The organism is Salinibacter sp. 10B (genome assembly GCF_002954405.1).
GTDB lineage: Bacteria > Bacteroidota > Rhodothermia > Rhodothermales > Salinibacteraceae > Salinibacter.
In genome coordinates this window covers 51,104-69,118 of sequence record NZ_MQWC01000001.1, presented here as the reverse complement: position 1 = coordinate 69,118, position 18,015 = coordinate 51,104, and the positions used below count along the sequence as shown (strand labels likewise).

Below are 18,015 nucleotides of genomic sequence, written 5' to 3'. Positions count from 1 at the left end.
ATCCCTGTACAATCAATGGTGTAAGGATTGAAATGGCCTACCTGACGCTCTCAGAGATTGCAGACCGAGTGCGAGATCGAATGAAGGAGGAAAAGATCACTCAGAGTGACGTTGCTGAACGGCTGGAGATCTCACAACCGGCTGTATCACGAGCCCTCGAAGGGGGAAGCAGGAATCGAAGCACGCTCTTAAATATCGCGAGGGAGCTGCGCTTCAGCGTTGACGAAGAGCCGAGGTATCTGTTCGAGGAGACTTCAAGGGAGGAGAGAAACGAGTAATGACCAATCTGGTTATATGCAGGCGACTTTCTTTTACTACCAGCCCCCGATCGCATGAGCACGACGATTCCCGAAAAAGCCCCAGCCGACCTGGAGGACCTCAAGCACCGAGCGATGGAATTGAAGCGCCGCTACGAGAAGGCCGGATTGAGCGGCGTGCCTGTCATTGAGCAACTCGATACCGTCAATGTCGGCGGCCGTGAGCGTATTACTGGCACAGACGCGCGATGGATGGTCATAGGTCTTGCCGAGGTGCTTACGCTCCAGGTAGAAATATACGGTGCCGAGCGAAGGCTGCTGATTGGGCCGGAGGGGGAGCCGTACCTTGCTGGCAATGGGCGGGTGGAGCATGACTGGCTTCCCTGGCTGGAATTTGAGCACACCTGGGAAAGTGCCCTGCGCCGCCTGGAGCGCTTCATAGACTTTGTTGAAGCGGAAGGAGAGGAGGTCCAGCAGAAGGAGTACTACGAACAACTCCGCGCCAGACTGAACTAACTCTGCTTCTGGGGGGATGGTCACCGCACCGCTCGCGGATGTAATTTCCTTTCTTAAGCGTAGTTAGGCTGACTCGGAGCGCCACGGGCCCGGCGGTAACCACTGGGCGCTCAATGGTTTTTCCCTACTCGCTGCTTCAAGCGGTGGAAGAAGAAACTGACCTAGCTCATCGATTACATGTTGCAGGTCGGGAACGTCTTCCTCCAACCTGGTCCGCTGGACGAACGCCGACCACTGCTGTTGTTTCTGATTGTCTTGAGCGAAAGCCTCACTCAATGAGAGTGGACTGGAATCAGGAAGTGACGTCTCTCTCCGGTCGAAGGTGGCCTGGATGGCCTCAGTGAGGAGCTCACCCTGGAAGGTGAAGTTCTGACTCAGGTACCAAAGATCGTAGAAGTCCTTCATCCGGCTGTTGGCGATGCCGAGTACAACGAGTCCGTGTAGCTTTTCGGCGACGACGGGGGCTTTAGGATAAGAGCGGACCTTTGGCGTTGGAAAGTCCAGCAGTGAGGGAAAGGAGATGTCCTCAGGTGCGGGTGTTACGGCATCTCCGAAACCGACATCGATCTGAAGACGCAGCTCTGCACTGCCGATCCCGGCGTCCAGTTTGATGCGTGTGCCTCCGTACTCGTCCTCGTCACGGATTGGACGGGCCTCGACACTTTCAGGGTCAAACTCTACGCCGTCTTCCGGCACCTCTGTCGAAGCAATTTCTCGGATCGCTTCTTCGAGCTGTTCGGGCTGGCCGAAACCGAGAAAGTCGATGTCACGAGTCGGGCGGTGCAGATCTCCTTCCCAGACGAGAAAGGCGTACGCTCCCTTGAGCACGAACTGGTTGCGGAAGCTCGATGTGCTGAGCCTATACAGAAAGCGCTCCAGGGCGTGGCGGGTGAGAAGTGCTTCATAGTTCTCGCCTGTCTTGCGTTTCCGGTTTAGAAGCCGGTCGCGCACCGACTGTGCGACGTTCGAGGAGCTCATAGCTGTTGTCGTTCAGGATACGATCGCTTCCATGTACGGCCGAATGACGCTCTGCACGTGGCATGTGCCGGCGTAGTGCCAGAGGGTATCCATTGAACCACCTTGTCTATAAAAGTCCCTCAGCGCCTCGAGAGCGACATCCAGCCCGACGCGGCTCCGATACTTGAAGCAGTCGGCGACGGTCTTAGGAGGGTTGTAGATGGGGACAGTGACGCCTTCGAGGTGGTGCTCTTCAACTCCTTCTCTGCGAGCCTTTCCAGACATCCGGACGACTTGAAGTGAGAGATTCTCAACCTTTGGCCGGCGATCTTTGTGGCCGATGGATATCCATACGTCGAACGGGTTTTGGGTCGTAAGCTCGTGAAAGCGGAGCGCAGAGAGGAGGCAGATTCTCGCTTTGGGAATGCGCTTAGCCGCCACGGCCAGGGAGTGGTGAGCAGTTGGCTCGTGATCGGGTCGCTGGTAGAGGCCGCGCCCGATGCGTTCAAGCTCCCCTCTTCGGGTGAGCCGAGAAAGGTACTGCCTTGGGATTCCCTCTTTCTCAACCTCGCGGGCACGGAGGATACCTTTCTCCTCGGCAAGGTCGAGAAGGCGGTCGGTATTTGTCTGCTTGCTGTTTGGCATCGCAGCCTGTGACCGATTATCCGGAGAGCAGGAGGAATGTGACAAAGTGTAGGCACTTAACGCTAGGTGCCGATATTATGTTGCAACCAGAACAGATCCGAGGCAAATAGACCTGAGGGGTGTTGGGCGACAGCTCTTGTTGGTCGAACTCAGAGCGTGACCGGCCGCTCTCAATGCTGCAGGCCCGTCAGAATGCCTCTCAGCGGCTCCAGGACACTTTCCCGAAGGATGGACTGACTTGCGCTACGACGGCAGTGAGGTAGGCTACAGGCGCCGAGAGGGCGCCACGGCTCGGATATCGACGAGGAGGCCGGTTTTCGAGCTATAGGGTCCAGGCCCGCAGCTCCGAGCAATAGCTCGCTCCACTCCAACCTCCCCATAGCTCGGCCGTATCTCCAGCACCGAACAATGCCCACTCCCAACCTGGATCAGAAGGAGAGGTCCCGCGGCATACACCAGTGCCGAGTTTGCGCCTGCGTCCGATACTGCTGCCGCGGTCCTGAGGGCAATCTCTTCGTCGAGGCAGCCTGGCAACGACATCTCCCAAGCCAAGGAGGACCGCGCCAACGCCCCCTCCAAGAACTATACATGGCAACTCCTCGATGTGCATAAGAAGGGAAGCGATGTCGAGACGATTGGCCCTGTCGTGGGCAAGGAGGATGGCGCCTTCAAGCAACAGATCGACGGCACCATCCGCACAGAAGACCTCGTCCAGGCCCTCCAGCTCTCCAAGACCTTCGAGTACGTGACGGCCGTCATGGAGGCGTCCACTGCCGCCGCCGAGGGGCAAGTTGAACTGATGAAAGACGGGAAGCTCACCGAGAACATCCCGGCAATGGTCAAGGAGACGATGGCCAAGATCCGGGAGGGGAAGACCCTAAACATCGGACCGGCTTCCCAGGCGGACATGACGAAGACCTACCAGAACCAGACCTCTGTCCAGGGAGACCCCTGGCTGATGAAGAAGCGCGAGGAGCTGATCAAGCTCTACCAGGCAGACGCACAAGTACTCCGGCAGTACCTCGGGTACTACGACCGGTACACCGAAGAACGCCGAGCAAAACTTCGCAACAAACTACGGGACTCCTGGAAGGACTGGAAGGGGATGCGGCGAGCGTTCCCATCGTACATGCTTGTCTTAGCGGGCAAGCAGGGGACCGGCCTCTTCGACGTGATGAGCGACCTCTACTCCTGGACCGCCGTCCAGCAGATCGAGACACGGGAGATGGCAGACAATGCCGGGTCGGAGTGTGACCTTGTGCTCTCGAACATGAGAAAGAGGATCACTGGGGGTAGCTACCGCCCAACGGACCTCTACGGCAGCCCGGCCTTCGACACCCAGATGGAGCTCAAGGCGGGGAATCACATGTACGTCGGCATGGGATTCGGGCCGGACTTCGCTCACATGGAGAAGTTCGCCGGAAGGGTGACCGGAGTGAATCACGGACCGATCACTCAGGTCCAGCTCAAGAGCTATTCTACGACGCTCAACAACCAACCCAATAGCGGAAGGGGATTCTACGTAGATGGGTGGGACGGCCAGCAGAGCCTAGCAGAGGCGATCCTGTACACCATCAGCCAGACGAGCGGATTGGAGGGGCTCGGCCGTAGAGCACCGGGACAGGCTACTGACCGGTTAGGGAGAAGTGCCCGTGGGTTTGCAGAGGAGGACTACCGCTCCAGTATGATGGTGAGCTTGTACCGCACGTTCGGAAGTCCGGGACTGGCGTGGATGATGGACAACGAGGATACCCGCCGACGTGCTGGTACACTGCTTGACATTGTGGCCAGAAATGGGTTGGACAGCGTCAAGGACATGATCCTGGGCGACCCGCAGATCTATGAGAATGTGTGGGTCACTAACTCTCCGGAGGCGAGTGGCGCGGGAGAGATGTTCTTTGGTGGACTGGCAGATTACTTAACTGGTGGAAAGGGGTGGGGCTGGGCTGCGCGTCCGGGCCGTACTGCGTGGAGTCAGCTGAAGGAGCAGGCGCTTCTTTTCCCGGAGTATGTTGTGGCAACGCGCCCCTACAACGCCCACGTGCCGCTTAGCGACATCGACACGCACCCGCTCCGGCAGACGCTTTACTTTGGGCCGAAGACAGGGAGCTACATCCATTCGAGCAGGGAGCCTGGCTCGACTGACGCATTCAACCAGATGGAAGAGGAGGAGCTGGAGAAGCTTCTGCGGGAGGACGGAGACAGCCAGTACGAGAAGCTCTGGGAGGAGTACAAGCAGATCTTCGTCGAGCAGACGGCCTTCAAGCAGATCCTCAAGATCTTGCAGGGAGGGGAGGGGGGAAGTGCTCTCGGCGATGTCTTTGAGAGTCTTGGACAGCTCGTAAGCTCTCTTACTGCCGGGAATCCTGTTTACAGTGACGCAGAAGCCGGACGTATCTTTGGGTTCCTCGATCAGCACACCATGGATGGAGATCGGCTGGAACGTACCGAGCGGCTTCTCGATCAGCTGTTCCCAAACACCTTCCGGTTTTTGCGGGACAACCTTATGGTGTCAGACGTCGGCCGTCCGCAAAACTTCCCCTTCAGCGAGGGAGGAAAAGCAAGGGACATGACGGCTGCAGACTACCTCAATGTCTTATCCCTGAAGAGCGCTCCTCCTGGAGGCGGATCTCAAGAGGAGACTCTGTCGCCTGCTTGGAGCCCGCGGGTAGACGGCACACAAGACTATGTTGATTGGGAGCCTACCGTCCGGAAGATGCGCGACAAGGGGCTGATTGGGGACCACGAGTCCAACTTTGGGGCAACCGGTCAGCCTGAGATGTCAGTTCTGGACATTGACGCAGCTCGTCGTTCGATCCTAGACGCCTTCAAGAAGGACCTCATCCGCCTCGCCAAGGAGCCAGGCTACTTCGAGAGTCTCGGAAGCGGGCAGCTCTCGGACAACCCTCTCATCAAGCGGATCCGGCGCAAGCTGATTAACCAGGGCTTCGTTCCATCGCAGCGGATGAAGCCGATCCAGCGACACCACTTCGGGGACACGTACCGGAAGGTCGCCTCCCAGAACATCATGGCCTCAGACTCACATCCGGCCTTCGCCAACCGAGTAACCCTCAGTTTCCCAACAGAGCCTGACAAACGACTTGCCGCCTACCTCGGGCAGCAGGGAGAGATGCAGTCGTACCAGGTACAGGCGTCCCCGACGATCTCAGAGGACTTCATCATCGACGACCAGGTGTACTTCCCCAACCTCCGGTACAACCAGGGAGAGGTCGCCGGCATGATCGCTGAGCAGCTGGATGCCTCTACGCCCGACGGGGTGAGCTTCTCCGAGCTCATCGAGGAGCGAAAGGACATCAAAGAGGCCCTCAAGAACGGGGAGAAGAAGTACACGATCGACAACAGTATCTGGGAGGCCGACTATGACATTGAGGCTGCTGCTGGCCTTGGGAACGAATCCCACCCCGCAGACGCCCTCGAAGCCATCAACCAGATGATCGAAGATGCCCTCGGAGAGCTCCGCCCGTTCTACACACGGCCGAAGTTCTCAACGGTCGCAATCAACGTCTTGAAGCAGCGCTTCAAGCACATGTATACCGGGGACCTCATCATGATGGGCGACCCAAGCATCCGGCCGTATCATGCCATCCACCTCTGGGACGACATCGACCAGATGCACGGGCCCGTTGAAGTAGACGGAGTCTACCACCGGTTCGACGCGCAGCAGGGCTTCTACACGCAGGTCAAGCCGAAGCTCATGACCTACATGCGTGGGGCCGACGAGGGGATGGACACCAAATGGATGGGCATGGCCGGTCAGGTCAGCAACTACATGAACTGGGCCAGTCGCGCCGGAAACTTCCTCGGCTCAATGATGGGCCTCGGCGGCCGGGCGGTCATGTACAAGGAGATCGGCCAGTTCATCGCCAACCGCGCAGGAAGCTTCCTCGCGGCCAGCCCCGGAGGCGCCGCAGGCACGGTCGCTAGAGGTGCGCTTGGGGCCGCCAGTGGGCTAATCTGGCTCGACCTCATCCGGACCGTTGGGAAGTACCTCTACGAGACCGGTCAAGACAAGGCCGCGAGCTACGTCGGCATGATCTCGGGAGCGATGGACGCAAACCCCATCATGTTCCTCCCGCTCTCCTACAAGGGAGAGCCATACACAGCTGGCCTCACAGGCTCAACGGGCCCGGCCAGCATGACAGAAGTCGCCGCCAGCCAGCTCGACGAGGAGGGCCTCCTCGAAGGGGCTACGGTTACGCAGGTAGCCAACCGGATTGCTTCCCTCTACGACACCAGCCAGCAGGGGCCGAGCTAATCGGCGTAGGGAGGGATGCTGTCGCGAAGGTAGTAGGCAGTGCCCGCTCCAATGCCCCAGACTAAGTACGCCCCAAGACCCTCGACGCCCATGAGCTGTACGTTATCAAAGGAATCCCATAACTCAAGCTCACCTGTGGCCTCGAAGAACCCCTCAAGCCCGCCCCCAACAAAGACCATGACGAGCAGCATCGCAACAACAGCCCCGCCGATCATCTTGGTGCCCGTGTACAGGTACGGCCGGTAGTCAGTCTCAGAAGTGGTTGTCTCCATCGGTACAGCTACTCAAATGAGAGTTCGTCGTTTGAATCATCCTCGGAATCTTGGAGGTCGCCCGGCGGATTGTCCACGCTCTCGTCGGGGACGTACCTAGGGTCTCGGTGCGAGGGCACGAGGTGACCGTCCTCGTCGACGTCGAAGTGGTCTTCGAACTCGGACTGTTCTTCTTTCTGCTTGTCGGAGAGGTCGTCTTCTGACAGGTTGGACATGAGTGCGATGCTGCATTGAGGTAGATGGGGGTGAAGTGTGGGCGGCACGGGAGTTTGACCACCTTTTCTGGTCTATTCCGTCCCTTCATGACACCCGCCTGAGCGCTCTGAATGCTGTTATCTATCCGACATACAGAAGCAAGACATGCTGCTATAGACCTCTTGGTTTGTGGAAATAGACCTAAGGCCCCTAAGGACCGCCTGTCGTTATCGAACACCGGTTACGGCGCGAACGGAGAGTCCTTCGAGTGATGGACAACCGTTCTCGTTGGGCCCGACCGTGGCTCTATAACTGATTCGCTGTCGTCCGCCAGAACCAAGAGCCACATCGGCGTAACCCCGAATTCGATACCCATTTCCTTCCCGATGTGTGATCTCTTGTCCATACCTTGCGATCTCGTTTCCGTCTTCCACGGCCTGGCTCTCGATCTCCTTACGAAGGGCGCTTCTGGCCATCGCCTCGGTCATAAGCGAACAGTCTGAATGCGGATGCGAGGTGAACGGACCCAAGACCGCCACCATCATCACGACGAAAAGGATCCCAATCGCCGCAACGGCTGCATACGTGGGCACCGAGCTATCGGTACTGTAGTTATCGCTCATAAGTGGGGGAAAAATCCCTCCAGGAATGGGCGCGTGACAGCTGGAATCTTGAGGAAGGATGGCCGGAGTTAGCTTGAGATACCGAGTTAGCTCGGATTCTACAGAAGGGACTCCATCGCTCTCCAGTCTTCCAGCGTGTCTCTCGTGTCCTTCCCACCGCCAGGAGGACGATCTGAAGGTTAGAGCAGAACTGGTTTAGGATATAGTGTATCCCTTCGATCAGATCTTCATCAGCTCCGGGTGTGGCTTGTGTGCACAGGGATACGTGTCGTTAAGACCGCTTTGGATCGGCTAGATGCCGCGGGCGAGAGCGCATCTGTAGTAGTCATCGAACATGTATGACTCCTCCTCTGGGGAGGTAGTCATTGAAGTTCTCTAGAGAAGGTTCTTCGATTCATTCTGTTGGCAATAATCCATCTTCGACTGGAGGCGCCCTTTCTGCTCTATCAAGAAGCTCTCGTTCGAAAGGAGGCTGGAGCCATAGAACCAAGACGTAGTGGAGTCCAGATAATAAGACGATCGTCTGTTTTTAGACACGTTAGTCTGTGTAAATGGTTTCCCCTACTTCGGATGCTACGAGGTGGCTGTGTCGGAACGTGTAGCTGGAAATGAGACGGGACTTGAATTGGACCATATGGTTCACCCGAGCGGCTTCGTCCCTGTGGGTAAGTGCCGCAGGTGGGTCCCCCGAAGGTCCCTCTCAACGGGAAGCTGGTTCCGGGCAGTCTTCCCGACAGAGCGCACCTCGACGTTGGCCTCCACTCATGAGCATTCCGAAGCCGGTAAAGGAATCAATTGCTACTGCATTGGGCCACGAGCTCCATCGCCACAGGAAAGACGAGAAGCTTACCCAGGCAGAGCTCGCGGAGAAGGCGGGGGTCCACGAAACGTATGTCTCTCAACTGGAGCGCGGACTGAACGTGCCTTCGGTCGACATCGTGTTCGTGCTTTGCGATGCCCTTGAGATTGAGGTCGGTCCTTTTCTTGAAGAAGTAAAGCGCTTAGCTGAGGAGTACCGGGAGTAGTGCAATCTCCCAGCAAAATGAGCGCGCGGGGTGGGCATCGGTGGCGCTCTGGAGGTGGGGGCAGCCGAAATCTATGTTGTGGCGGTATTGTCTCTCGAGGAGGGAGTTTTATACACGCTGGACAGATTGCGAGCCGTGGGGGTTGTCACAGCAGGTGTCACGTCTGAACTCGCGACCCGTATGTCGAAAAGGCGTACCGCCGATAGGCTCTTGCCTCTTCAAGAGACCGTTTCAACTCTTGGGAGGTCTCTGAATTGGGGCTTCCCTTTCCGGCGCCGGCTTCGATCTGTAAGCGCGAGTCGGGCCCGGAGACTTGGATCTTCCCCTTTTCCTGGAGCCAGCTCAGGCCCAGACGAACGGTGCTTTTCTCGTGAGCCATCATTTCTGCTAGTTGCTGCAGAGAGGGAGACTTTCCGGTCTTAATCGCATGCTTCGAGAGGCCCAGAAGTCGCCTGGTGAATGTCGGAAGCGTGTCTACCTCCGGCTCTACGCCAACGATATGAAGGACCTCCGGCTGGCAGTCCTGGAGGGTCTCTTGTAGCACCTGCCTGCTAGGTGGGATCGTTCCAACGACAAGCTCCTTACATAAGGTCAGGGCACTTCTGCTTCTGGCGTCTACGCCCGTCACAGAGGTAGCTTCCAACCACACCTGGGTGTCCTCTTTCTCGTCGAGTTTGCGGAGGAGCGAGGCTAGGTCTTCCTCGCCCCGATGATCGATTGTTTTAACTGATGGTTTGGCCTGACCATCCTCTTGGCCGGTCGGCTCCTTTCGTCGCTCACGCGCGTCCTCCCAGGTCAGCTGAACAGACCGTTCTCCCCGAAAGACATTGTCTGAGATCTTGAGGGCTAGGTCGAAGACGCCGGAGGGGAGGTCCTGCTTAGCGGCGTTCCAGTTGAGGACCTGCTGGGAGCGGCCTTCTCGGTCGGTCACAGTGATCTTGAGATGGTCTCCGCTTTCGCCAATCTCTTTGACTTCGCCGACCTGAAGGTTGCGGCAGGCGAGAACCACTTCCCGGTTGCCCGGACCGAAGGGAGCAAGCTGCTGGATCGCGTCTACCAGATCAAGCGTGAGGTCCTCTAGGGAGACGTAACTGTCAATCTGAAGCGTTGGGGTAAGCTCCTCGCCACCCTTCTGCTCTACGATTGAGCGAGACACGAGGCGCCGGAACCGCGCGATCTCGCTTTCTGGAAGAGTAAGCCCGGCAGCCATCGGGTGCCCTCCAAAGGACTCCAAGATGTCAGCATGGTCGCCGATCGCCCCGGAGATGTCGAGGTCCTCGATTGAGCGGGCCGAGCCGCGAGCCAGGGGAGGCCCCTCGCTTTTCTGATCCGCAGAGGTAAGAAGAATGGCGGGCTTGTGGTACTCTTCGACCAGCCGATGAGCGACGATCCCAATCACGCCGGCAGGCCACTGCTCGCCGTAAAGAAGGAGGACAGCATACTGGAGAAGGTGGGGGCTGCGCCGAATCTTCTGCCGGGCGGACTCGAATACCTGGTCGGTCAGAAGCCTGCGGCGGTCGTTCAGTTCTTCGAGTTGGGAGGCGATCTCCGTAGCTTCCTCCGGGTCTTCGGTCGTAAGTAGAGGGACAGAAATATTCGCGTCTCCAAGTCGGCCGACAGCGTTCAGTCGAGGGCCGATCTGGTAGCCGATGTCTTCCTCATCGGCGGCCTCAGGGGTGACGTTTGCGTTCTGCATTACGGCCCTTAGGCCCGGCCGCCGGGTCTCCTGAAGCTTCTCTAGCCCCCGTTGAAGGAGGTAACGAGTGTCCTTCCGCTGGTGGGCAATGTCCGCCACAATTCCCAAAGCAACCAGATCGAGGTAGTCTGTAGGATCCAGGTCCGTGTTTTCAGCGAGTGCCTGGATAAACTTGTAGGCAACCCCCACCCCTGGCAGCGTTCGGAGAGGGTGGTCTTTCTCCAGACGCTTCGGATTGATAAGCGCCTTTGCTGGGGGCAGCTCCGCGGGAAGGTCGTGGTGGTCGGTGACAACGACGTCTGCTCCGCGGCTTGCGGCAAGTTCCAGGGCCTCGTGTGAGGAGATGCCGGTATCGCAGGTGAGAACAACCTCAATGCCCTCATCGAGATAAGGAGCGAGGTTTTCTGTATTGACGCCGTGAGACTCAGTCTCGCGAAGGGGAATGTGATAGGAAACGTCGGCTCCAAGCTCGGTCAATGCGTCGACGAGGAGGGCCGTAGACGTTTGCCCATCTACGTCGAAGTCTCCCCAAACGAGAATCCGTTGGCCGGTTTCGATTGCCTCTTGGATCCGGCGCGCACCAGCCTCGAGATCGGGGAGCGCTTCGGGTGGGGAGGGGGTGTAGCAATCTGGATTCAAGAACGGGCGGGCTTCCTCGACGGACTGAATGCCCCGCTGGGCCAGCAGCTGGGCCACAAGGGCATTGCCGCCGACGAGCGTTTTGATCTCGTCAGGAACAGGAGGAGAAGGAGGCTGAATCCATTCGGCCACAGGTCTGCCGCAGTTTGCTGGGGTCTAAAGCTTTGCGTCGAGGCTCAAAATTCGATCTCCTCGACGTCTTCGAGGTTTGCCTCAAGGGACTCTACCTCCTCTAGGTACGTTTCTCCGTCCTCGATATTCCCTGCTTGGTTGCCACGCCCGCAGTGCGAGCGGTAGGTGCAGTAGCGGCAGTGGTCTTCGTTATCGGTCTTCTCAAAGTGAGGACGCTCCGTTCGCGCAAGGACCTTTCCGATGAGGTCGGTAAGGTGATCTTCGTCGACCTGCTTTTGATAGTCGTTGTACTCGAAGGTCACGGGATCGTCGGGGTGCTGCGCAAACCAGTAAGTCATTTGCACGTCTTCCGGTGAAATCGACTCGCCGCCATTCAGCCAGCTCCCCGCTTGAACGAGAAGGTACGGATAAACCGTAGTTTGAAGCCGTGACGCGAGTCGGTCGCGGCCCGGTCGGTGTTTGGACGTTTTCCAGTCGAAGATCTCAAAGGAGCCGTCAGGTCGTTTGGCAACGAGGTCGAACGTTGCGATGAGCGGATATCCGCCGACCTCTCCCTCCAGAGGAAGCTCAGCGTACGTTTCGGCAGCTTCGCCCACTGGCTCGCGGTACGTATACCGTTCCCACCAGGTCTCAAGCTCTTCGTCGCCGGCGGCCATGCGGCCGATAGCCTCACGGGGAACGCCACTGTGCTCCTGGCAAAGAAGCTCGTGAAACCGCACGCCCCGCTCCTTGCGGAGCTCATTGAGCCGAATCGGCTCGGCTTCAGGGGCCGGGTACGGACGCCTCTCAATGTGGCGGAGAAGGAACCGCCGAGGACAGTCCTGAAAGTCTTGAAGGCTGCCCTGGCTAAACGAGAAGTCCTCTGGGAGAAGCGGGCCGTCTGCCTCCGCCGAGTTTCCCTCCGCCGGATCTCCTGGCGACTTGTTATTCGTCGATGTGTTCATTGTAGAAGTCGCTCATTTTGTTGAATACCAGGGCGGGGGCGTTATTCTCAAAGCGCCCAATGTTTGTCGTAATCATCAGCTCCTCCCGGGCCCGAGTGATGCAGACGTAGAAGAGCCGAATCCGCTCTCGGGCGTACTCGTTGCGAGCTTCGATTGTGGCCGTTCCCTCTGAGTACGTATTCTCTCCCGAAAGAGCGTCGATCTGGGCCAGCGTCTCTGCTTGAAGGTTCAGATCGTCGCGGATATACCACTTCTCATTGAGAAGCTTGCCCGGGGCTCCCCCAGAGGGAAAATGGTAGTCATTCACGCCGAGAAGGTGGACTCTGTCCCACTCAAGGCCTTTTGCTCCGTGCATCGTAGAGATCGTAACCTCCCCCGTATGCTCGTCTGGGTCGAATTCGCTCTCTTGGCCACCGACCCCTTCAAACTTCCGCTGGTTCTGCGCAATTACCTCCAGCTCGCTTGATAGCTCAGGCAGTCCCCAGTCTTGATTGTAGGAGTTGGCGCGCCGAAGGAGACCGGCAAACTTCTGCACGAGGGCAAGCTGGTCCGGGTCTGAAAAGAAGTCCCGGCCAAGGGCCATCACGAGCTGCCCAATGGGCAGACCCGAAAGGTCTAGCCAGTACCGAACCTTATCGCGAAACTCCTCCAGTCGTTGCAGTTCGTCGTTGCTGAGGTCCGACTCAATTGAGGCAAGCCAGCTCCGATCTCCTTGGGGCCAGATGTAGTCCTCAACTCGGTCGCACTCAGAGATGCGACTGGCCGTTGACTTGATTGCGTCTGGATTCGGGTCTTCGACCTGCGAAGAGCGCCACTGAAGATAACACTTCGCGAGGCGAGTTGCGGAGTCCGGTTCGGCCAAATACTCGATGACTCGTTCTATGCGCTGGGCGGCCTTGCGCGTTTCTGTGGTTGTTTTGAGTAGCGCATCCGTGTACGGCACCCCTTTTTCCTTGAAGTAGTTAATTGCCTGAACCCCAACTTTACGCGTTGGGACCAGGATTGCGGCGGTCTTGTCGGGGTTCTCCTCGGTCCATTTCTTCAGAGAGCGGGCAACCAAGTCGATCTCCTCTTCCACCTGGAAGTCCCTGTTTACGAAACCAATTCGGTCTGGGCGGTCCGGCGGATTCTGCTGAGGGTCGTCCTCATCGGTTGGATGGACGTATGGTTTGGTTAGGGCACCCCGAACCTCCCGGTTCGGGTGGTTTTTCTTCGACCACCAGATGGTGCCATTGGCAAGTTTGATGATGCTTGGCTGAGAGCGGCCGGACCGGGCCAACTTCGGGCTCTCATCAGCCTCATCGACAAACTCGCGCAGAAGGTTCGGGTCTGCGGTCGTAAACGACTCGTAGATCGCCTGATTGGGGTCTCCTACGCGGACCCAATTTCCCTCCTCTCCGACCAGCGCGCGAAGGATGCGCTCCTGGATCTTGCTGCTGTCCTGAGCCTCATCCTCCAACACGTACGGCCACTGGTCACGAAGGCGGTGAAGGAGCTCGTCATCGGTCTTCAAGACCCAAAGTGCATGTCGAATCAGGTCATCGAAGTCGACGGCACTTCGGACGTCCAGGGCCTGCTGGTAACTCGTGTAGATGGACTGAATCATCTCCGCGAGCCGGAAGTCCTTCCCGCTCTCTGCCAGCTCAGTTTTGAGCTCCTCCGCCGAGAGGCCAAGGCTCTTTGCGTATTTGATTCCGTGCTGGGCCAAGTATCGCAGTTGGGTAGGCAGCTTCGACGCTAGAACCTCCTTCCGCTTGTGCGAACGGATGTCATCGGCGAGGTAGCCCGTAAGCTCCGACCGGTGGCTCGTGTACCAGCTTGATGCAACGTCGCTTAGAATCTCACTGGACCGGCGATCGTCAATCACGTGAAAGTCCTCGGTAAGCCCGGCGAGGTCCGGGCGGGCCCGCACGATCTCGTGAGCGAGGGTGTGAAGGGTGCATACCCGGTATCCGACGTCTGGAAGAAGTCCTTCCTCCTCGATCAGATTGTCGATCCGGTTGGAGAAGTTGTCGACCGAGGAATTGACGAGGGTCACGACCAAGACCTCCTGATGAGCGTCTAGGTCTTTCTCCGTGACGAGCCGGGCCGCCAGGCGGGTCAGCGTCCAGGTCTTCCCGCTCCCCGGTACGGCCGAGACGCCCATCGTGCCGCCCTTGTAGTCGAGAACTTCTTGTTGCTTTTCGCGAGGCGTTGCCATCTACTGGTCAGCGCAATGAGGTGAGCTTGAAGAGTGGAAGGTTATCGCCGGGCCTGCCCAAAGAGCTGCTGGAAGGCTTTCAGGAGGTATCCGCGCTCCTTCTCTCCGTTTTGTCCGCGTCCGGAGATGGCGAGGTGTACCTTGCCTGTGCACCGCCGCGTAAGGCCGGTCGTCAGGCGCCCAAGCATCGTGAGGCCTGCCTCTGTTTCCTTTGAATCCGTCCACTTCTGGCCTTCTTCCCAGGTCCGGCTGAGAACGTAGGGATGTGTAAGTGGCTGTCGGATTCGGCTATGCCATCCGGTCGATCCGACATCGAGCCAGAATTGATGCGGCGCCTTCCGGTTTTGCACCAAGAACGTGTGGGCAGGGGTCAAAAGAACGCCCTCTTCATCATCGTCGGCCCAGTCCTGTACGTATTGAGCGGCAGCGACTCCTTTTCGGACCGTTTGTAGATACGAGCGGCCGACGGCCATTGTCTCTTCGAACTCGGTCCTTTCAATGACCTGCCGAAACTTCCGGGCGGATTCGACGAGCCGTTCGGCAAGTGCTCCCGCCTCGAAGTCGTCGTGGAAACCAAACCCCTCTTGAGAGAGGAGCTCCCCGAAGATGCGGTTTAGGAAGTGGTCAAGAGGCTGGGAGTCCCCGCTTACGTAGCGGGTGATCCAGTCCTGAATAGCATCGTACTGCTTGCCCAGCCTGTACGTCACCCGTTCCTGTCGCTGTCCTCCAATCTCGGAGAAGGAGCGAAGTCGGGGCCTCTCATCGTCGGACTCAAATACTGAGGAGGCCAGAAGATGAGCTCGAATCGGGTCGAGGTCCTTGATGGAGAACGAAAGGGCCTGCGCTACGTCGCGAATCCCTAGACGCACTTTCCAGCTCGGGTGGGCTACTGCGGCGAAGGCAAGAAGCGCCTTTACCGCAGGCTCCTTGCTCAGGGGGCGGGACGGGCGGCGAAGAGAGTAGGGGACGTTCAGGCGTGAGAGCGTGTTGCTGAGCTCGTAGCGAAGCGTATCGGAGAGAAAGGGCGCCAAAACCACAATGTCTTCCGGAGGCGTTCCCCCGCCGATCATGTCCCGGATCTGCTCCGCAACCGATTCGAGCATTTCCGGGTAGGTGTCCTCGTAGAGAACGTCTAGCTGCTCTCTCATCTCTCGAATCTCGGAGGGGGATGCCATCCCCTTATGTGGGTGAAGAGCACCGGTCAACTGCTCCCCAAGATCGGTGATCACCGGCTGCTCGTTCTCTGCGGCGTCTTTTCCAAGAGAATCGTCGCCTGTGAGGGAAACGTGGTGCTCACAACAGTCCTTGAGTCGGTATGCTGACTCCGGGTCTGCCCCGAGAAACTTTCGGTACCCGCCGCCTTCGTCGTAGATCAAGAGCGCAGAGTCAAACTCTGGGATCCACTCGAGTAGGAGGTCATGGGTGACAGGCACGTCTTCTTCTACGTTGTCGGCGATGAGATGCCGGTAGGTGTTCTCCAGATAAGTCCTGCATGCAGGCTCGGTCCAGAGGTGTTTGCAAAATACCTTGAGTTGAATCCCGTAATCTAAAAGGTTGTGCTTCCTGCAAAGCTTCAGGTACTCGTCGGCTGCCCGCTGGACATCGTCGAAGACGCTCTCTCGCTCGGAGCTTCCGATCCATGCGTCTTTGAGCCTGGGAGCGATCTCTGAGACAGGAAAGCCAACGAGTGCGGCCTTGCTAGGATTATCGATCAGCTGGCTGTACAGCCGACTTTCCAGAATCGAGAGTCCAGCGAACGCGCCTTCCTCCATCAGTGGGTCCGCGACTCGTGACATGAAGTACTGAGCCGTTTCCAGCGTGAGGAAGTTCGGCGGGCGGTGCTCATCAAACCCAGCCTCTTTAGCCACAAGCGGCCAGAAGCGCTGAATCATATGCCGGGCTATCCCGGAGATGGTCAGGATGTCAACTCGCCCGCCGACGTGCTCTTTTGCTACCTCGCGGTACGGTTCGGCCAAGGCGCGTTGGGGAAGAAGAACGAGAATCTCTGCTGCCGGAACGCCGCGGTCAAGCAGGTTCTGAAGATGATTGGTAGCAGCGCTCGTCTTTCCTGTTGCGACGGGCCCCTCGATGAAGACACCCTCGGCGGCCGTACTTAGCAAATCGTCTTCCATATGGACGTGAAACCTCGGCACAGATGCTGTGATCGCAAGTTAAGAAGTGGGGCACCAGAAATCAGGTGGTAATTCTGGCCAAGGATGATTCGCAAAATGAGTCGGGGGCTTGTTTGGGACGCCTCCTATTGCAGTTGGTCTCCATACCAGTAGCACGATCCTATCTCAGGAAGAGATTGCGCTCGTTGTGTGTGTCAAGTCGAAGTGCGGTGAGATGTCTGAAGGCCCTTTGACGTTCTCTAAAGGGTTCAATTATCCTTTCATGAAAACGTCACCTCATTCGTGCAATCTCATGTCTAGGTGCTCATTTCGCCATGTCCGATTCCTTTCGCCTTGCGACTTACAACATCGAATGGTTCAACCGGCTCTTTGACGAGGAGAACGAACTGGACCTAAGCGAGTCCGACTCCAACGGTCACGGCCCGACCAAAGCCGAGCGCGCCGAGGCCATCGCGACGGTTCTGGAGACCATCGATCCAGACCTGCTCACTGTCATCGAGGGCCCGGACAAGACCAAGACCGGACGCTCCACCGTGGAGGCCCTCGAAAACTTCGCCTCTTACTTCGACCTGCGAATCAGCGAGGCGGCGACCGGCTTCCGCTCGAACGGGAGCCAGGAGATTGGCCTCATGTTTGACCCGGAACGCGTCTCGGTCCAACACGCACCGGGAGGACAGCCCCTCGAATCGCTTACCACGAGCGAAGAGGTGGAGAACCCGGAGGAAGAGGTCGGCCAGCTTGCCGATATCCTGGATGGAGAGGGCTTGGAGCCGACCCCACGGTTCGACGGCGCCTACACGTTCGACATCCGGGACAACGAGGTAAACGAGATCCACAATTTCTACCGCCCACCCTTCGAAGCGAAAGTGACCCTAAAGCAGGAGGACGGAGAAAACGTTCAGTTTCGAACGATCAGTGCTCACCTAAAGTCGAAGGGCATCTTCGATGCTTACGACCGGTTACAGCACCGAAAGACCTCGCTTCGCAACCGGCGAAAGATTCTGGCCCAGGCGCAGTGGATTCGGTACCGAGTCGATGAATTCCTGAATCAGGGAGACGAGGTCGTCGTCATGGGCGACTTCAACGACGGCCCCGGGTTTGACTACTTCGAGCGGCGCTTCGGGCAAAGCAGCATGGAAACCGTCATGGGGGATGTCGGGGAGCCGGCGAAGATTCTTCGCAACCCGTTTACGGATCCAGAGTGGGGGGAGTACGGCTGGTCGCCGGCCACGGCCGCCTTCTACCAGGAGAAGACGGGCAAGTACTTCAACACCTTGATCGACTACGTCATGGTAAGCCGCGGGCTGGCTCAGAAAAGCGATCCGGACTGGGAGATCTTCCACCCCTACCAAAACGAGCGGTTCGATAAAGAGGAGAACGGAGACCTCGTGGAGGTCAGAGACGCGTTCAAGAAGGCCTCGGACCACTATCCGGTGACCGTGGACTTGGCGTTTTCCTGAGGAGTTTCACTGGTACGGCTGGATCACCAACGGTGGCAGTTTACAC

At 58.1% G+C, this 18,015-nt stretch carries 14 protein-coding genes; 5 read left to right on the top strand and 9 right to left on the bottom strand.

All coding sequences use genetic code 11. The annotated features are described in order from the left end of the window. The first annotated feature begins 32 nt into the window (after positions 1-32). Entirely contained in the window at positions 33-278 is a 246-nt protein-coding gene (locus BSZ35_RS00230) for a helix-turn-helix transcriptional regulator (protein ID WP_105010558.1), read from the top strand. Positions 279-332: 54 nt separating this feature from the next. After that, entirely contained in the window at positions 333-773 is a 441-nt protein-coding gene (locus tag BSZ35_RS00225; protein WP_105010557.1) for a hypothetical protein, read from the top strand. Positions 774-836: 63 nt separating this feature from the next. Here BSZ35_RS00225 and BSZ35_RS00220 read toward each other — a convergent pair whose 3' ends face one another. Together BSZ35_RS00220 and BSZ35_RS00215 are read right to left on the bottom strand one after the other, a co-directional pair. Further along, entirely contained in the window at positions 837-1,724 is an 888-nt protein-coding gene (locus BSZ35_RS00220; RefSeq protein ID WP_219846555.1) for a nucleotidyl transferase AbiEii/AbiGii toxin family protein, read from the bottom strand. A 39-nt stretch (positions 1,725-1,763) separates the two neighbouring features. Beyond that, positions 1,764-2,375: an AbiEi antitoxin N-terminal domain-containing protein gene (locus BSZ35_RS00215; RefSeq protein WP_105010555.1), complete on the bottom strand. Its 612-nt coding sequence runs from the start codon at positions 2,373-2,375 to the stop codon at positions 1,764-1,766. A 604-nt stretch (positions 2,376-2,979) separates the two neighbouring features. On the opposite strand from BSZ35_RS00215, the gene BSZ35_RS00210 reads away from it, so the two are divergent. Further along, entirely contained in the window at positions 2,980-6,651 is a 3,672-nt protein-coding gene (locus BSZ35_RS00210; protein WP_146109954.1) for a hypothetical protein, read from the top strand. Here the strand turns inward: BSZ35_RS00210 and BSZ35_RS00205 are convergent. From BSZ35_RS00205 to BSZ35_RS00195, 3 genes are all read right to left on the bottom strand, one after another. After that, entirely contained in the window at positions 6,648-6,923 is a 276-nt protein-coding gene (locus BSZ35_RS00205; RefSeq protein ID WP_105010553.1) for a hypothetical protein, read from the bottom strand. The genes BSZ35_RS00210 and BSZ35_RS00205 overlap by 4 nt on opposite strands. An 8-nt stretch (positions 6,924-6,931) precedes the next feature. Next, the gene (locus BSZ35_RS00200) at positions 6,932-7,138 is read right to left on the bottom strand and encodes a hypothetical protein (protein ID WP_105010552.1); all 207 of its coding nucleotides are present in this window, start codon (positions 7,136-7,138) and stop codon (positions 6,932-6,934) included. Positions 7,139-7,345: 207 nt separating this feature from the next. Then, positions 7,346-7,741: a hypothetical protein gene (locus BSZ35_RS00195; RefSeq protein WP_105010551.1), complete on the bottom strand. Its 396-nt coding sequence runs from the start codon at positions 7,739-7,741 to the stop codon at positions 7,346-7,348. 764 nt (positions 7,742-8,505) lie between these two features. Between BSZ35_RS00195 and BSZ35_RS19415 the strand changes: the two genes are divergently transcribed. Beyond that, positions 8,506-8,766: a helix-turn-helix transcriptional regulator gene (locus BSZ35_RS19415; RefSeq protein ID WP_181149108.1), complete on the top strand. Its 261-nt coding sequence runs from the start codon at positions 8,506-8,508 to the stop codon at positions 8,764-8,766. A 157-nt stretch (positions 8,767-8,923) separates the two neighbouring features. Here the strand turns inward: BSZ35_RS19415 and recJ are convergent, their stop codons facing one another. Genes recJ through BSZ35_RS00170 form a run of 4 tightly spaced genes read right to left on the bottom strand, consistent with a single transcriptional unit; the run spans position 8,924 to position 16,509 of the window. Next, on the bottom strand, positions 8,924-11,233 hold the full coding sequence (recJ, locus tag BSZ35_RS00185) for a single-stranded-DNA-specific exonuclease RecJ (protein WP_105010549.1): 2,310 nt from the start codon (positions 11,231-11,233) through the stop codon (positions 8,924-8,926). A gap of 44 nt (positions 11,234-11,277) precedes the next feature. After that, complete coding sequence (locus BSZ35_RS00180) at positions 11,278-12,177, bottom strand: PD-(D/E)XK nuclease family protein (RefSeq protein ID WP_105010548.1); 900 nt, start codon at positions 12,175-12,177, stop codon at positions 11,278-11,280. Further along, positions 12,158-14,377 (bottom strand): ATP-dependent helicase, encoded by a 2,220-nt coding sequence (locus BSZ35_RS00175; protein ID WP_105010547.1) that lies wholly within the window; start codon positions 14,375-14,377, stop codon positions 12,158-12,160. The genes BSZ35_RS00180 and BSZ35_RS00175 overlap by 20 nt, the downstream gene beginning before the upstream one ends. 41 nt (positions 14,378-14,418) lie before the next feature. After that, on the bottom strand, positions 14,419-16,509 hold the full coding sequence (locus BSZ35_RS00170; RefSeq protein ID WP_105010546.1) for a hypothetical protein: 2,091 nt from the start codon (positions 16,507-16,509) through the stop codon (positions 14,419-14,421). Positions 16,510-16,823: 314 nt separating this feature from the next. Here BSZ35_RS00170 and BSZ35_RS00165 point away from each other — a divergent pair, with 314 nt between their 5' ends. Then, positions 16,824-17,969 (top strand): endonuclease/exonuclease/phosphatase family protein, encoded by a 1,146-nt coding sequence (locus BSZ35_RS00165; protein WP_105010545.1) that lies wholly within the window; start codon positions 16,824-16,826, stop codon positions 17,967-17,969. The last annotated feature ends 46 nt before the right edge of the window (positions 17,970-18,015 follow it).

What these genes read in the sequence shown, in the direction of transcription:
- BSZ35_RS00230 (WP_105010558.1), top strand. Translation starts at nt 33, where the DNA reads ATGGCCTACCTGACGCTCTCAGAGATTGCAGACCGAGTGCGAGATCGA.
- BSZ35_RS00225 (WP_105010557.1), top strand. Translation starts at nt 333, where the DNA reads ATGAGCACGACGATTCCCGAAAAAGCCCCAGCCGACCTGGAGGACCTC.
- BSZ35_RS00215 (WP_105010555.1), bottom strand. Translation starts at nt 2,375, where the DNA reads ATGCCAAACAGCAAGCAGACAAATACCGACCGCCTTCTCGACCTTGCC.
- BSZ35_RS00205 (WP_105010553.1), bottom strand. Translation starts at nt 6,923, where the DNA reads ATGGAGACAACCACTTCTGAGACTGACTACCGGCCGTACCTGTACACG.
- BSZ35_RS00200 (WP_105010552.1), bottom strand. Translation starts at nt 7,138, where the DNA reads ATGTCCAACCTGTCAGAAGACGACCTCTCCGACAAGCAGAAAGAAGAA.
- BSZ35_RS00195 (WP_105010551.1), bottom strand. Translation starts at nt 7,741, where the DNA reads ATGAGCGATAACTACAGTACCGATAGCTCGGTGCCCACGTATGCAGCC.
- BSZ35_RS19415 (WP_181149108.1), top strand. Translation starts at nt 8,506, where the DNA reads ATGAGCATTCCGAAGCCGGTAAAGGAATCAATTGCTACTGCATTGGGC.
- BSZ35_RS00180 (WP_105010548.1), bottom strand. Translation starts at nt 12,177, where the DNA reads ATGAACACATCGACGAATAACAAGTCGCCAGGAGATCCGGCGGAGGGA.
- BSZ35_RS00175 (WP_105010547.1), bottom strand. Translation starts at nt 14,377, where the DNA reads ATGGCAACGCCTCGCGAAAAGCAACAAGAAGTTCTCGACTACAAGGGC.
- BSZ35_RS00170 (WP_105010546.1), bottom strand. Translation starts at nt 16,509, where the DNA reads ATGGAAGACGATTTGCTAAGTACGGCCGCCGAGGGTGTCTTCATCGAG.
- BSZ35_RS00165 (WP_105010545.1), top strand. Translation starts at nt 16,824, where the DNA reads ATGTCCGATTCCTTTCGCCTTGCGACTTACAACATCGAATGGTTCAAC.